The organism is Streptomyces sp. NPDC048462 (assembly GCF_043200175.1).
In the GTDB taxonomy this organism is placed as follows: Bacteria; Actinomycetota; Actinomycetes; order Streptomycetales; family Streptomycetaceae; genus Streptomyces.
Map to the genome: position 1 here is coordinate 213,068 of NZ_JBICXG010000006.1, position 15,703 is coordinate 228,770.

General features: G+C 66.7%; 8 protein-coding genes. 3 read left to right on the forward strand and 5 right to left on the reverse strand.

What is annotated here, in order from left to right; all coding sequences use genetic code 11:
- Nucleotides 1-42 precede the first annotated feature (42 nt).
- The 5 genes from ACGFU6_RS13840 to ACGFU6_RS13860 form a co-directional block, all read right to left on the reverse strand.
- Nucleotides 43-6,378 carry an RHS repeat-associated core domain-containing protein gene (locus ACGFU6_RS13840; protein WP_393610634.1) on the reverse strand — a complete coding sequence of 2,112 codons (6,336 nt, stop codon included), beginning with the start codon at nt 6,376-6,378 and terminating at the stop codon, nt 43-45.
- A 193-nt stretch (nt 6,379-6,571) separates the two neighbouring features.
- Entirely contained in the window at nt 6,572-10,843 is a 4,272-nt protein-coding gene (locus ACGFU6_RS13845) for a LamG-like jellyroll fold domain-containing protein (protein WP_393610809.1), read from the reverse strand.
- A gap of 297 nt (nt 10,844-11,140) precedes the next feature.
- Nucleotides 11,141-11,281, reverse strand: coding sequence for a hypothetical protein (locus ACGFU6_RS13850; RefSeq protein WP_393610636.1), 141 nt, complete (start codon nt 11,279-11,281; stop codon nt 11,141-11,143).
- Nucleotides 11,282-11,397: 116 nt separating this feature from the next.
- Complete coding sequence (locus ACGFU6_RS13855) at nt 11,398-11,979, reverse strand: hypothetical protein (RefSeq protein WP_393610638.1); 582 nt, start codon at nt 11,977-11,979, stop codon at nt 11,398-11,400.
- Nucleotides 11,980-12,156: 177 nt separating this feature from the next.
- Nucleotides 12,157-13,764 (reverse strand): glycoside hydrolase family 20 protein, encoded by a 1,608-nt coding sequence (locus ACGFU6_RS13860; protein ID WP_393610639.1) that lies wholly within the window; start codon nt 13,762-13,764, stop codon nt 12,157-12,159.
- A 337-nt stretch (nt 13,765-14,101) separates the two neighbouring features.
- Between ACGFU6_RS13860 and ACGFU6_RS13865 the strand changes: the two genes are divergently transcribed.
- The 3 genes from ACGFU6_RS13865 to ACGFU6_RS13875 all read left to right on the forward strand — a co-directional run bounded on the left by ACGFU6_RS13865 (nt 14,102) and on the right by ACGFU6_RS13875 (nt 15,703).
- Nucleotides 14,102-14,611 carry a 2-oxo-4-hydroxy-4-carboxy-5-ureidoimidazoline decarboxylase gene (locus ACGFU6_RS13865; protein WP_393610641.1) on the forward strand — a complete coding sequence of 170 codons (510 nt, stop codon included), beginning with the start codon at nt 14,102-14,104 and terminating at the stop codon, nt 14,609-14,611.
- A 232-nt stretch (nt 14,612-14,843) separates the two neighbouring features.
- Nucleotides 14,844-15,224, forward strand: a complete 381-nt coding sequence (gene sdhC, locus ACGFU6_RS13870; RefSeq protein WP_073732547.1) for a succinate dehydrogenase, cytochrome b556 subunit — start codon at nt 14,844-14,846, stop codon at nt 15,222-15,224.
- Nucleotides 15,225-15,229: 5 nt separating this feature from the next.
- Nucleotides 15,230-15,703, forward strand: a complete 474-nt coding sequence (locus ACGFU6_RS13875; RefSeq protein WP_024488891.1) for a succinate dehydrogenase hydrophobic membrane anchor subunit — start codon at nt 15,230-15,232, stop codon at nt 15,701-15,703.

Here is a 15,703-nt window from a genome sequence, read left to right on the forward strand (position 1 = left end):
GTACCCCGGCACACGCCACTGCGAGTCCGGCCGGTGCGCGCCTCATCGTCCGGGCTCCGGCATCAGTATGTGCTCGGTCCAGCGGAAGGTCATCTTGGCTTCCTTTTGCCCGTTGGGAAACATCGCGCGCATACCTCCGGACAATGCCGCAGCCATGGGATCCTTGGCTCCGCCCTCGTACCCCTCTTTGGAAACACCCCGCGTCAGGGATTCCACGGTCATCGATTGGGTGATCTTGAACTCGACCGACCCCCGTTTCGACAGCTTATTGTAGCCCGTCACCTTGGCCTTGAGATTGAAGGAACCAAGCGCAGCGCGGGTCGCACCTTCTGCCGTAGCAGGGGAGTTGTCGCCAAGCAATTGCATGACCGCATCGGACATTTCGCCGGCCATCATACCCTTGAGCGGCAGGTCATTCATCCTTGCCCCGTACATGGTCTTGTAGTCCAGACCCTTGATGCTCTCACCGATTCTTACCCCCTCACGATGCGTCAGATAACGACGCACAACGGACATCCAGATATGACGCTTCACATCCTGCGTCATCTTGTCGGAGTCATCGAAGTGATAAGCGGCCGGTGTCGCGCCCATGAACCAGAGAGCCACCAATTGGGCGGCATTCGGGTTGAGGATGGCTTCGGTGTCCAGGAATGAGAACCCGGAACGATAGCCTGCTGCCGCGCGGTTGCCGATCTCGTCCTTGCGTGAGTCTCCGCTGCCACCGCCGGATCCGCTGCCGGAGCCCCCGCCGCCACCTCCCGTGCCAACGTGTACGTAATGGGCCTTACCGCCTTGATAGTCTACGTAGTCGTCCTGGTGCCTGCAGTCATCCGCACAGAACTTCTGGCCGGTGGGGTCGCTGAACGTGGCGGGGTTGTTGTTGCTGTAGGTGTATCCGTTCATCTGCTGGGGGTCGCCCGAATCCATGATCGGGTCGACGGAGATGAACCGGCCGGTGGTGGAGTCGTATTCACGGGCTCCGAGATGGGTGAGCCCTGTCGTGTCGGTGTCGTCCACCCCGCCGATGAAGCCCTTGGTTCCGGGCCAGCTGCCCGTCTCCGTACCGCGGGTGCCTCCGAAGGGAAGCGTGCGACGCTCCGAAAGGCTGAGGTCGCCGACGCGGATGGCGAGTTGACCGGTCCCGACGCTATCGGCAACGGTGATGGAGACCTTTCCGTCGTCGGACTGTACGGCTTGGCTGCCCCCGCCGAGGTCTATGTAGCGAGTGGCCTTCGACTTCGCCGCACCCTTGGCCAGCACAAGTTCGGTGTTGCCGACATAGAGCGTGGTCTGCTTGGAGCTCCGCTGGACGAGTCGAGTGCCGTCGGTGCCGTAGATGTATTCGGTGACTTCGTCCGCCTTGCCCTCGACGGGCTGGGTAACCTTGGCGAGGTGGCCCTCCGCGTCCCAGGTCAGCTTCTGGGCACCGCCCCGGAGAACGCGATCGGTGGTGTTGCCGGTGGCGTCGTACTTGTACGTGTCCTTGGACGCATCTCCCGATCCGGTCTGAGTGACATCCGTGAGGGCGTGGGGCCGACTGCTCCCAGCGGCCGGGTAGGCATAGACGCGCTCCGTGTCCTGAGCCTTGTCGGCGCCGAGATCGTGAATCGCCTCTGTCTTGCGATTGCCCGACTGGTCGAAGGTGTAGGAGTTCCAGTACGGAGCCACGCCGCCGGCAGCGCTCTCACTGGGGCTGGTCGCACAAACCGTGCTGCCTTGGCTCCAGGCTTCCGTCATACGCCTCAGGTAGTCGTAGTCGAAGCACTGGGCGTCGGTCCCGGCACGTGCGACGTCCGAGACGGACACGACGTTGCCGGCCTCGTCGTACTTGTAGGCGTTACTCCGGTCGACCCCGGGGACGTTCTCGCGATCGACACGCGAAGTGGCCAAGCGCTGGGTACCCCACTCGTAGGTGTTGGTCGCCCAGATCTTCTTGGCTCCCTCGGCAGTGGAACTGTAGGCGTACTGCAGGGGCCTGCCGGTCAGGGAGTAGCTGGTGTCAGTCGTGAATCCGTCGCCGAGGACGGATGTCGGACGCAGGGTGGCGTTGTCGTACGTGTAGCTGTAGGAGCCACCGGGCAGTGAGCCGGCCGCGGAGTAGGAAACGCCGCCGATCAGACCGGACGTCTCGTAGCTGGTGCTTGACTGGTAGGTGCCGGCCAGGCCGCCTTCAGCTGCGGGGACGGTCATTGCGGTGCGGGTCGGGCGGTACAACTGGTCGTACTGAGTGACCTTGGTGGTGTACTCGTCCTTCCCGGCATAGCGGGTGGACGAGGCCAACTGCCCCTTTGCCCCCGCGATCGTGTCGTAGAGCCATGACGCGCGCAGCGCACCGGACGCGTTCTCGTCCCGCAGTTCGATCTGCCTCCCGAGCTGATCGTAGGTGCGGAACAGAACGGTGTGCCGGGCGTCCTCGGTCGTGACGAGCTGATTGCGGTCGTCGTAGGTGCTCCTGGTCTCTCCCTTGTCCGGGTCGTCGGCCAGGATCTGGTTGCCTCGCTGGTCGTACTGGTACTTCCAGGTGTTGCCGGCCGGATCGGTGACTGAGGCCGACTTGCCCGCGGGTGTGTAGGTGTAGTGGGTGGCGTCATAGGCGGCGCCGGCGTCGCGACTGTGGAGTTGCCGGCTTTCGACGACGTTGCCGCGTGCGTCGGTGAGGGTTGTGGTGGCGGTGCCGCCGACTGGCGGGATGACCGTCGTGCGGTCGCCTCCGTAGATGGTCCTCGTGACACCTAGCACGGCGCCACCGTCACCGTTGCCGGCGATCTGCTTCGACTCCGTCTCTCGGCCCAGACCGTCGTACGTCATGCGGGTCTGCGACTCGACGCCGAGGGCGTCGGCGGGCTTGAACAGATCACGCTTCGGAGCACCCTCGGTGTAGTACGAACCGAAGGTCTTGGCGAGCAGACCGCGCTCGTCGTAGAACTTGTCGGTGAGCAGCCGGCCGCCGGCCGGACCCACATCCTGGGTCTGGCGCTCGCGCAGAAGGCCGTCGTACAGAGCGTAGGAGGCGATCTGACCGCCCTTGTTGTCGAGGGTCAGCGTGCGAACCGCGGCGGCCTTGCCCTCGTCGATGAAGTAGTCGAAGTCGAAGGACGGGGTCTGCCCCGTCTTGCGGTCGGCACGCCATACCTTGTCGCTGCGGCCCAGTGCGTCGTAGCTGAAGGCGGTGACCTTCCCGTTGGTGTCCTTCTGGGTCACGGGTCGGCCGCGCAGCGGGTCCAGGGTCGTGGTCGCGGTCTGTACGGAGTTCGCGTCACCGCTCCTGGCCGGCGGCGTGGTGGTCGTGGTGGTCGTGGGGAAGCCCGTGGCCGGGCTGTAGACGGTGGTGTTGGTCAGCTCGCCGGTGCGCGGAGTCCGCGTCGGCACGCCGCCTTCCTTGGCGGTGACGTCGGCAGCCGTGGTGGTCACGGACAGAGGACGACCGTAGGGGTCGTAGGTGGTGTCGTCTTCGGTGTAAGTGTCGGTGACGCCGTCGTGCTCGTTGAGTACTGCCGTCGCTGTGGCATCACCCTTGGTGGGTGCAGCATCGTAGGCGGCGTTGTCGTAGGCGGTGCGGACGTCGGAGATCACATCCTTGCTGCGGTCCGGAGTGCCGACGCAGGCTGCGCCGACGGTCTCAACCCGGGAGACCTTGTCGAGGATGTTGGCCGACGTGTTGGTCGCGTAGGTGGTGACGGTGCACTGGTTGTCGGCCGCGGTGGCCGTATCGCCCGCGTCGTGCTGCTTAACCACGCGCCCCGCGGTGTCATGAGAGTAGGAGACGTACTTCTTGCGCCATTCGGTGCCGACCCCGCCGTCCAGCGAGGACCAGTTCCAGGTGTTGAGGGTGCCGGTCTGATTGGCCGTGACCGTGCCCCAGTCACGGGCCTTCTTCGCGGTCTCGCGGTGCCAGGGCTGGTTCACGGTCTTCGACAGGACCTTGCCACCGGGACCGGAGTAGGTAGCACTCTTGTACGTGAACCCGGCACCCGATTGGTCGTCGGCGATCGCATCGCCTTCGCCCGTGTCGAGCGCGATCATCACGGACTTGGTGCCACCGTCCTTGTTCTTGCGGTCGCCGTCCATGCCTCGCAGGAAGTAGGAGTCGGACTGGGATTTCATGGCGGCATCACCGCCCTGGCCGCCGGTCTTGACGCGAACGTGGCCGTAGCCACGCCACTGGGACCAAGACTTGCTCCTCTCCCGGGTCAGACCGTCATCATCGTCGTAGTGCCACGCAGCATCCCCGAGGTAGTCGTAGGCGGTCACAGCGTCGGGGGCGCCGCCGGTGCGGTCGCTCTGAGTGACGGAGGCGACCACGTACTTGTTGAACCAGTGCGTACGTGGATCCTCGTCCGCCGATTCCGAGATCATCTGCGGGAAGCAACGCGTGGTGTTGGTCTCTGGTGTGGGCAGTGCGGAGGCGTCGCAGGCCGGGGCGGAGTAGTTGACGTCGATCTGGCCGCCGTACTCGTCGTCGACAGTGGACAGGCGCGCCTTGATGAACGGGGCGTAGCCGTCGCCGGTCTTGTCGAGCCGGTTGGCGAGCTGGGTGTAGGCAAGGGTGACCTTCGGCAGGGTGATGTCAGGCTGCGTTGCGGGGCCGGTGTGGCCGGTGTGCTGGATTGAGTCCAGCAGCAACTGGTAGTCGATGTCTGCCTGGCCCCAGCGATGGGTCAGACTCCAGGAGTCGACGGCGGTGTAGGCATCGCCCTTGAGGACCTTCGTGGTGATGCCGGTCAGCCGCTTGCGAGTCCAGAACGTGGGCGACATCCGGCCCTTGTCGCAGTCTGTTCCTGCCTCGCAGTTCATGTCCCACGGTGTGTCGTACCAGTAGGCCGAGTTCTTGGAGATCGACGAGCAGTCCGTGTGGGCATCGGGGATGCAGCGCTCGGTACTGGTGAACTCGACCTTGGCCAGGGGGTTGTCGTAGTAGTTCGTTCGCAGGCCGTACTCGATGCGCTTGAGGTAGCCACCACGTGTGTACGAGGTGTCGTCGGCGGCCTTGAGGTTACGGCCGTAGGAGTTGGCCTCCTTGCCGTAGTAGTAGTTCATCTTGTTGCCGTGCACATCGACGACAGCGTCCAGGTTCCAGCGCCAGGTCTGCTGGCACCAGGACTCGGCGAAGGTGTCCTTGTGGCAGGGTTCACCGGCATCGTCGCCGTAGACGGGCACGGTCCAGGACGAGTTGGTCTCCTCTTTGTCCGCAGTCCATCCGGAGGGTCTATTGAATCCGAAGTAGTACTTCGTACCGTCCGGGGTGGTAACGCGCCAGTACTCCCCGTCGTTGTCGCCGTTGGCCAGTGCGATGTTACGCAGCCGGTTGACCAGCGTGCCGTCATCGTTCTTGAGCTTGTACACGTCGGCCGTGCCGGTCGGGACGAGTTCCCCGCCCTTGCCGTTGAAGGAGATGAACGCGTTGTCGTAGCCCCAGCACAGGTCGCCGGGCCTGCTAACACCGTCGTCGGCCTTCTGCCCGTCCTCGGCACACGGCTTGTAGCGCCGCTCTATGAAGCCAGGTGACAGGTCGAAGCCATCACCGACCCAGGAGGACTGATTGTTGGTGTTACCGGTGCGACCGTCGATAGTGCCCGATGAGTACGACAGGGCAACTTTGGGGCTGAGATCTCCCGTCACATCCGGGACATCGACGTCATAGGACCAGTTGAAGTCACCGGTGTTGAGGCTCGTGTTCCAGGTTGCCGATGGGGACAGCGGGGTCGCCTTGTAGTCACCGGACTTGGCGCCGTCGCCTGCGACGGCGGCGAGCACGGTCGGGATTCCGGACCTCACCTCCACGGACCTGGCCGTCAAGGTCTGCTTCTCGGTGTCGTTGGTGGTGACGACGGGCCGGGTCGAGCGGCACTGAGCCTCGGACGGGGTTGTCAGCGCGCACGCCGGCAGCTCAACCAGAGTCAGCCGCGAGCCGTAGCCGCCGCCGTGGACCTGGGCGAATTTCTCGTAGTCGACGGTCGCTCCGACGCTGCCCGCGCCGTCGGCGGACTGCGGCTGCAGGGTGAACAGCAGCCCGTCGACACCGGCCTCCGTGGCAGCCTTCTGCGACAGAACACGAGTGGTGATCCTGCCGTCGAGTGGCTTCTCGGCCTGCCGTGTCGACGGTGTATTCAGCTTTGGCGGAAGGCTCTCGGCCTGGACGGGACTACCGGCCGTCGCTCCCGCCTCGGTGAGGGTGACGACGGCGTCATCAGGCGTGGGCCAGGTGGACTTCGGCGCCTCCTGCGGGGTGCGTGGGCCTTTTTGAAGTTTGCGGGGCTCAAGCTTGTCGAGTCCATGCCCGGCAACCGGCTTGTCCGGATCGCTGATGCCGGGCCGCCCCGCACCTGCCGCGTTGGCGGCCGGTGCGAACGCGATTGCCTGGACCAGTGTGGCCAGCATGGCCGTGGAGGCTGCCAGGGCAACCGTGCGCCTGACCCTTCCCGAGGCACGACGTGGCTTTCTTATTCGAGACATCTCTGGATTAATCCTCCATCGAAGGACGCGTGCGGCCACAGCACTGGGACGCACGCGTTGAATGAGAAGAAGGCGGGGCGTCAGGACTGATAGCCAGACGCCCCGCCGGGCAGAACGGTCAGCTACCGGGCACCACGGTGGGTACGTCGTAGAAACTGGTCGCCAGCTTGTAAACTTGGTCGTCACTCAGCGGGCTCTGGAAAACCCACGCGTCGTCGACCACGCCGGGGAAGTACTGTCCGGCGTCGGAGCCGATGCCTTCCCGGCCGAACTGCAGGGACGTCGCCTTGAAGGCGAGCGCGTTCTCCGCCCAGGGAACCGCGTCCTGGCAGGTGCTGGCATCACCATCACCATCACCATCGGCATCAGTACAGGCGACTTCCTCCAGGCTGCCGTTGACATAGAGACGGGCCTGCCTAGCGAAGCCGTCGTAGACCAGTGTGAGATGGCTCCACTCCCGGGCGTCCCAGAAGTTGCTGTTGTCGACCTGAGCCACCGTGGCTTGCGTGCTGTCGCTGTCCGCGACACCCAGCTGCCAGCGCCCGGGGCTGTTCTCCGGGTCGGTGGCATCGGGCACGAACCTCACCGTGAACGCCGACTGCTTGGTGCCTTCCGCGCTAGCCAGGGCGACAGCGTCCTCCGGTATCGCCGAGGCCTGAGCCCACGCTGTAAGGGTGAAGCTGCCCGAGGTGTCGACAGGGACGGTGCTGGTCGACGCGTAGCTGCTGATGCCGTCCAGCTGCAGTCCGCCCATCACTCCGGCGGTGTCGATGGTGCCGGTCCCATCAGCCTGCGTGGCGCCGCCGTTCAAGGTCAGTGCAGGTGCGCCGGAGATTTCGTTGGGTGTGGTGACCGTGCTGGAACCGCTGGCCGTGTCGAACTTCCACCGCGTCTTGACCGAGGGGCGTTGCATGTACATCTGCTGGACTTCCTCGGCCGATACCGACCGGTCCAGCAGCCGGACGTCATCGATGGTTCCGGGAAAGAAGTTGGTGACGGATCCGCTGTAGCTCCCCGCCCCGATGTACATGGACTGGTCGGCGTAGAAGGCTCCGGCGAGCTTCGTGGAGCCGGCGCGCCGCCCGTTGACGTAGAGCGTGAGGGTGTCTGCCACGGGGTCGTGAACTCCGACGAGGTGGGTCCAGGTACCAATCTGCGCGGTGGTTCCCTCGGGCTGCGTCGCCCGGATGATGGAGGCGTCAGGTGCGTCGACGGCGTACTGGTTGACGGCCCAACGCTTGTAGGCGGACGAGTAGTACAGCTCGAATCCGGGCCGGTCCGTACCTGCCTGCGCGGTGATGATGGCGGCCTGGGACGGCGCCTTGTCGAGTTTGGCCCAGGCGGAAACGGTGAAGGCTCGCGAGGTGTTCACGTGCGCCCCGCTGGCCCGGCCGATCTTCGCGTAGCCGCTGGTGCCGTCGAAGTGGGTGGCCTTGCCGGCGATACCCTCGACGCCGGTGGTCACCGTGCCGTTGTACGTGGCGGGCAGTACGCCACCGTGCCCCGTGATCTCTGTGGCATCAGCGGGCTCGTCGAGGCCGAAGATCGCGATCGCGGGCCGGCCCGGGTCACCGACGCTCTTGAACGCGTGGAGATTGTCGACCTCTCCTTGGGCGAGCGGCTTGTCAAACATCTGCACTTCGTCAATCGCCCCCGGGAACAGAGCCGAGACGGTACCCGTGAAGTTCTTCCCGCCGATCAGCAGACCACGACGCGCCTCCCAAGGCGCGCTGTAAGGGGTCGACGCCACCAGCTTGCCGTCGACGAACAGTTCCATGACGTCACGGGCCGAGTCGTAGGACCCGACCAGATGCGTCCACGTGCCGACCTTCACCTTCCCGGTGTCGCCCTGCGTCGCGCGTACGATCCCGCTCGCCGCGTCATCGGACTTGTACTGGTTGAACGACCATCCCAACGTCATCGAGTAGTACAGCTCAAGACCGGGAGCGTTGTTGCCCGGCACGAGCACTATGTCCGCCGTCGCGTCCGGCACCTTGTCGAGCTTCACCCATGACGAAACCGCGAAGCCGGCGCTGGTGTTCACCGGCGGCAGGTCAGTGGACGCGTACGCGTCGGTGCCGTTGAAGTGAACCGCTGTGCCCTGCGTGCCGGCCACACCCGGCACGGCGCCCCCGTGCAGAGCCAGAGTGCGTCCGGGCGTGGACCCCTTGGCCTCGCTCGCGTCCGGTCCTTCGTCCAACTGCCAAGTGGCCCGTTCGGGCTGGCCTGCCTTCACCCGGTACTGATACGTGCGGATCTCGCTGCCGTTCCCGGCCGAGTCGAACGCCTGCGCCGTGAAGAAGTTGAGGCCCGGCTTGGCAGGGAGTACCTTCGCGATCTTCGCGGCACCGCCCGACGTCGTGATCTTGTTCCCCGAGGTGGGGTCGCCGTTGACGCCGTACCAGTACGTTGTCACATCCGATTCGGCGCCCTTGATCTCGAACGACCCGTAGCGGCCCACTCCGTCGTACCAGGGGTCATCGGGGTCGGCCGGGTCTGAGGCCGGATAATCGCCCGAACCGACCGACGGAGCCTTCGGCACCGCGGTGTCGTACACGAAGTAGCACGCCTGTGGGTCACCGGCGTACGACCACGGCGAGTACTGCGCACCGTCGTAGACGCGTGCGTACCAGTTCACCGTCTTGTTCTTCGGGATCGAGGACGGCAATGAGATCGCGAAGTCGGAACCCGATTTCTTCGCGGACGTCTTGGCGGGGCTCCAGGAGCCGTTGTCCCACTTGGCCTGGAACTGGACCGACACGCTGTCTTTGTCAGGGTCGGCCACGTTGTTCGCGTAGATCTTGCCCAGGGTGCGCACACGCGCCGCCTTCGAGGACGGTTTGCAGGCGCCGCCATACTCCATGGTCAGCTGCGACGACTTCAACTGCGCCGGCGGACGGTTGTACTTAACCCGCAGATATGCCTTGTCGGAGAATCGCTTCCACCCGTAGGCGTCCGACTCGCTGCCGGCTCGCAGCCCGAACGTCATCGTCGCGCTCTTGGAATCAGCAGCTGCCTGCACGGCGGACTTCACATTGAACTCGGCGTCCTGCGCACCGCAGCCGGAGTATCCGTACGCGAACGAATCCGACGTCAGCTTTTTCGCCCAAAAACCGGAGGCATTCTGCGAGTTCCAGGTCGTCTTATCAGAGATGTCCTTGGTCTGCCACAGCTCCACCTCACGTTTGCTGCACGAGGCCGACCAGGTATTGCGCACCACGAATTCGGCGGAAAGGACCGACTTGCCCGAGAACTTCGACACCGGAATGCGGTAGAAGAGCCGCTTGGTGTCGTTCGGATTGCAGTAGGACCAGTTGCAGTAGCCCATGCCCGAGTCGTGGGCACCGTTGAACTTCCACTGCGGGGACGACGCCCAGTACTTCGACGCCATCGTCCATGCCGAGGCGCGCGGCGAGTACCACTGCGGGTCGATGAACACAGGGAACTGGGTGTCTTTGCCCTTGAGGACGTCCTCATCCGGGGTCAGGACAAGTTCATCCCCACTCTCGGGCACACTCACATCAACCGCGGCCAGTTTGGCCGACTCACCAGCGCCAGGTTCTGCATCGCCTGCGTCTGCTGCCGTCGTGCGGGCCGACCCGGTCAGCGCGGACGCGGTGCCGTCCGCAGCGCCGGTGCCGGAGTCCCACATCATCGGCCTCGGCGCCTCGAACACGGCACCCTTGGCACCCGCGTCGGTAGCCTTCAGGCCGCCGCCCGCAGTCTCATTGACATCCAGGCCCTCCACCTCAAGCTTCAGACGCAGCTCCTCAAGCTCCTTACCGGCCGCGGCCTCGGCCGTCTTCACAACCAGGAGCTGCGTGAAACCGTCCTCCTGAGCACCCATGCGCAGGTCCACACCGGGCAGTACGTCGCGGTAGGTGGCCGTGTCACCGCTGACCTGCGGGGACGGGAGCGCCGTGGGCCACGACAGACTCAGGGTCCGGCCCGCGCGCTGCAACTGCACCAGCGGCGCCTTGTCGCCGCCCCCCGAGAACTGCAGGCCCACTGTGGTGGCCTTAGGCGCAACCATCCCCTCCCCGGTCACTGCCAGATCCGTGTCGACCTGCTTCCACCCGCCACCCTGCCGCGTCCACACCGGGCGCAGATACTCGCGGGCCTCCAGATCGCCCTGCGGGGTAGCGAAGACCTCGCTGCTCTCCCCCCGCTGAGAAAGAACTTCTACCGGCTCTCCCGACTTCTTCGCCCTCGCCAGCGCCTGCGCCTCGGAGGCCGCCGGCTCCACCCTTCCGGCGCCTGCCGAAGCCGCCGCTTCCGCGGGCACTGCACCCGCCAAGGCGAGCGTCGGCAGCACGCCCGCAGCAAGAGCCGCGCTGACGATCACCCCCCAGCAACGCCGCCCCGAAGGTCCCCGCCCAAGTCTTCGCATCTCTCCCACGTTCTACTCATAGAATTCTCACTATTGCGACGCGAGCTTAGGTGTGGGCTGCACCTGTCGGCCAAGGTGGGATCTCAGCCTGGAGAAGACAAGTCAGACACCATCAAGGTGACACTCAGCACACCCGGATCGGGTTGTACGAAGTGAGGATGCGATTGCGCAACCCTTCCGCATCGACCGGATCACACCGAGAACCGCCACAGGGACCGAAGTTGGGTGAGCAGCCCACCCACACAGGGCCAGGCGACATCGTGGTGAAGTTCAGGTGTTGAAGGGGGCTCCATCACGTCACACGTGCTCCTTGACATCCACGCAGGCCGCCCCATCAGGAGGCATCGGCTGCTGGCGCTCCAGCCCCAGGAAGGCCGGTTCGGCCTTGGCCGCCGTGACCAACGCGCGGCCGACAGCGGCCAGGAGCAGGCGAAACACCCTGGCAGTCCAAGGTCTCTGGCCGGGCAATGACAGTTCAAAGGTGCTTCGTTGCCCATTCGGGCCAAGAATGGCGGCCCCGATCATCCTCCTTTTCCCCAGCCCCTGACCTGCCGTTATGCCATGCGCAGGTCACTCACGCGGGCGCGCCTCGAGGCCGCCGCGCGGAGCACGCGTTGCCCCTCGGCCGACACGTCCAGCACCTGGCGCAGCCCGGCGCCGGCCGGGGCCGTGTCGGCGATCTCCGCCAGCATCTCCAGGATCCGGGCCTGGCGCGCGGTCTCCCCGGCCAGCAGCGGTCCCGCCCCTCGCGGGTCTCCCGCACGGCAGCGCGCCACCAGCTCCGCGGGGCCGGTGCGTTCGACGTCGTGGCCGAGGTGGATCTCCAGGGCTAGCACCGAGCAGTCGTCGGCCCAGTCGCGCAGTCCGGCGCCCGTCCGGACCTCGGGGGCCGCGCCGAGCAGTTCGCGGATGCGCTGGACGGTCGCGTCCCCGCCCGGCAGGGCGTCCAGTGCCGCGCGTGCCTCGGCCAGCCGGTCCGGCCAGGCCGCCCCGTCCGCGCAGCCGGCCCAGAGCGGGCGCAGCGGATCGGGGTCCGCGCCGTCGGCGGGCTGCGGCAGGCAGCGGTCGAGGCAGGCGGCCCCGCTCGCGGTCAGGCCCCGCTCGTCGGCGGCGGCGATCAGTTCCAGCAGGCTCATCGGCAGTCTCCCGTCGGCCCTCCCCACGCCGGGACGCATGGGGACGCAGTGCTTCCTGTTACCGCGTTCAGCGCCGAATGGCCGAAAATCGTCACTGCGGGCGGCCGAAATCGCTTGCTGTCCGTAGGGCGTCGCCAGAGAGCCGAGCGCTGAGCGGGAACCGGCCGACGAGCGGCCTCAGCCCTTGTCGATCTCCCCGGCCAGCTTCCGGAACCCGTCCCAGCTCAGCTTCGGCTTCCCCGGGTCCCACAGCTTCTGGGACGTCGCGCGCAGCGGCATCCGGATGCCCTGCGCGACCTGCGCCGCGGTCTGGGCGTTCGGCAGGTCGCCCCAGACGGCGAAGCGGCCGCCGAGGATCTGGTGGGAGTAGCGGGCCGGGACGGGGGTGGTGCCGCGCATGACGAGGGGGGTCCACTGCTCGTAGATCCGCTTGCCGGTGGGGTAGACGAAGTCGTTGGGCTGGCCGAGTACGTAGTAGAGGAACTCGTCGTTGAGGTTCAGCATCTTGCGGCCCTCGCGCAGGTACTCGTCCGGCTGCCGGGCCCCGTACTCCTTGCCCGTCCAGTACTCGATCTCGATGTTCTTCTCGGCCTTGACGACGCTGTCGCGGAAGAGGCCGTCGTTCCATGCCTTGGGCTGCTTGCCGTGCGGGCGGACCACCGCCGCGCGGTCGTTGAGCCAGCCGGTGGCGAGGTCGTCGATCCCGGCCTTCGGCCCGTACTTGCGCACGGCGGCGCGCTGCAGCTGGGGGTAGGAGGCGGCGGGGTCCCGCGCCATCAGCGCGAGGTACTCGTCGGCGCCCAGGTGCCAGTAGGAGCCGGGGAAGAGCTCGGTGTACTCGCCGAGGAGTTCGTCGATGAGTTTCGCCGCGCCGGGCTTGGAGATGTCGAGCGATCCGGCCGAGGCGACGCCCGAGACATTGCGCAGCTGGAGGTCGGGGTGGGCGCGCAGGACCGCGCCGAGGTGGCCCGGGGAGTCGATCTCCGGCACGACCTGGATGTGCAGCTTGCCGGCCAGGGTGACGATCTGCCGGACCTGCGCCTTGGTCAGGTGCTCGGGCGACACGATCTCGGGGTGGGTGTCGGACTGGACGCGGAAGGCCTGGTCGTCGGAGAAGTGCAGGCCGAGCTGGTTGAGCTTGAGGTCGGCCATGTCGCGCAGCCGGTCCTCGATCCAGCCGACGCTGTAGAACTTGCGCGCGATGTCGAGGTTGAACCCGCGCTGCGGGCGGTCGGGCCGGTCGCGCACCTCGCCCTCGGGCATGACTCCGTCGGCCCGCACCGACTGCTTGAGGGTGCGGGTCCCGTAGAAGACGCCCGCCTGGCCGGGCCCGCTGATCGTGACGCGGCCGTCGTGGGTCTTGAGCGTGTACGACTCCGGCCCGCCCTCGGCCGTCGGAGTGAGGGCCAGTTCCACATCGCCGGCCCGCGCCGCCTTCTGGCCCCGGTAGGCGATCTTCAGCTCGCCCGCGAGCAGCCGCCCCTCGTCGTCGAGCCCCTTGCTGCCGCCGGCGATCACCACCGCGCTGTCCTTGCCCGGCCGCCAGCCGGGTCCGTGGGCGGGGGTGTGCTCGCGTACGGCGGGGATGGCGCGGGGCGCCTTGGAGAGCGGGTAGCTCCGGGTCGGGGAGGGGGTGGGGGCGGCGGACGTGGCCGAGGTCGAGGTCGGGGACCCGGACCTGCGTGCGGTGTCGGAGCTGTCGGGCCACAGGACGACGGTGAGCGTCACCGCGGCGGCCGCGGTGACGGCCGCACCGGCCGCGAGGGCGCCGCGTGAGAGCGACATCGGTCAGAAACCTCCGGTTTTAGTGGGAAAGAGAGCAGAAGTAAGGAGATAGCCGGGCACTCTCCTACCTGTTTCGTACATCAGCCGTCCCGAAACTCTCCGGTCCGCTCTCCCGTCCGGGTGAAATTCGCACATCAGCCGGACGGCCGTTGCCCTGACTCGCTAGCTTTGAGGCACATTCATCTCTCCCTTCACCCTGCATCCACCTGGTCACTCCGATCCCTCCCCACACCAGGTTCACAGATGCCGCTGATTCGAGGAGCCCACGCTGTCCAGGTCCAGCGAGTCCCACGCCGGCCTGCCGGAGCAACCGCACCGGCCCGCCCGGCGGGCCGCCGTGCCCGTACAGAGCTGCGGGCCCGCACCCGGCCGGCCCTGCTCGCACGTTTCGGGCCTGCACCGTCTCAACGCCGCGCCCGCCGCCGACGTCGAGGCCGCGCTGCTCGACTGCTTCGGCAGCCGCCGCTGGGCGCAGCGGCTGGCCGCCCACCGCCCCTACCCGGACCTGGACGCCCTGCTCGCCGCCGCCGACGAGGCGGGCTACGACCTGTCCCTCACCGACCGCGCCGAGGCGCTCGCCGCCGAGGCCTCCCCGGCCCTGTCGCCCGACGCGGCGCCCTCCGCCCACGTCGCGCTGGCCGCCGCGCACGCCGCGTACGAGTCGAAGTTCGGGCATGTCTTCGTCATCTGCCTCGACGGCGTCCGGCCCGTCGAGCACCCCGACCAGGTGCTGGCCGGCATCCGGGCGAGGCTTGCCCACGACCCCGACCAGGAACGCGTGGTGACGGCGGACGAGATGCGGCGACTCGCCCGGGGCCGCATCATCGGGCTGGTATCGAGTCAGTAACGGGTTACGGACGGCTCCGGAACGCCGCCGACCCCGGGGACAGGCCTGTCCCCGGGCCCTCCCTAGGCCGTACGTGCCTGTTTGATTGCCACTTTGATCACACCAGAGGCCCCGGCGCGAACGAACCGACAAACCGTCGCTACGATGGCCGGGGCCGGTGGACCGTACCCGGCCGGGTCAGACCGACAGTCAAGCCGGCCGACCCCAATCCCCGCTCCCGGAGGGTTCTTCCGTGCCGGCTGGAACGCTGTACCGCGGCCGGGAAGGCATGTGGTCCTGGGTGGCTCATCGAGTCACCGGTGTCCTCATTTTCTTCTTCCTGTTCGTACACGTCCTGGACACCGCTCTCGTCCGTGTCTCCCCCGAGGCCTACGACGAGGTCGTGGCCACGTACAAGACATGGCCCGTCGCGCTCCTTGAATACGGCCTCGTGGCCGCGATTCTCTTCCACGCGCTGAACGGTCTCCGCATCATCGCTGTGGACTTCTGGGCCAAGGGCCCGCGACTCCAGAAGCAGATGCTCTGGACCGTGCTGGGCATCTGGATCGTGCTCATGGTCGGGGCCCTGTACCCCGTCCTCGGCCACGCCGTCCGTTCCATCTTCGGGAGCTGAGGCCCATGTCCACCGAGACTTCCGCGATCGGCGCAGTCGAAGGCGTCAGCCTCTACGATGTCGACAATCCGGCCCCCGTGATCGAGCCCCCGCGTACGCGGACCGGCAAGACGCCCAAGGGGTCGCGCACCAACTTCGAGATGTACGCCTGGCTCTTCATGCGCCTGTCGGGCATCGTCCTGGTCGTCCTGGTCATCGGCCACCTGCTGATCCAGCTGGTGCTGGACGGCGGCGTCTCCAAGGTCGGCTTCGCCTTCGTGGCCGGCCGCTGGGCCTCGCCGTTCTGGCAGATGTGGGACCTGGCGATGCTGTGGCTCGCCATGCTGCACGGCGCCAACGGTCTCCGTACGGTCATCAACGACTACGCCGAACGGGACAACACCCGCTTCTGGCTGAAGATGCTGCTGTACACCGCCACGGTGTTCACCGTCCTGCTGGGCACGCTGGTGATCTTCACCTTCGACCCGAACATCCGCTAG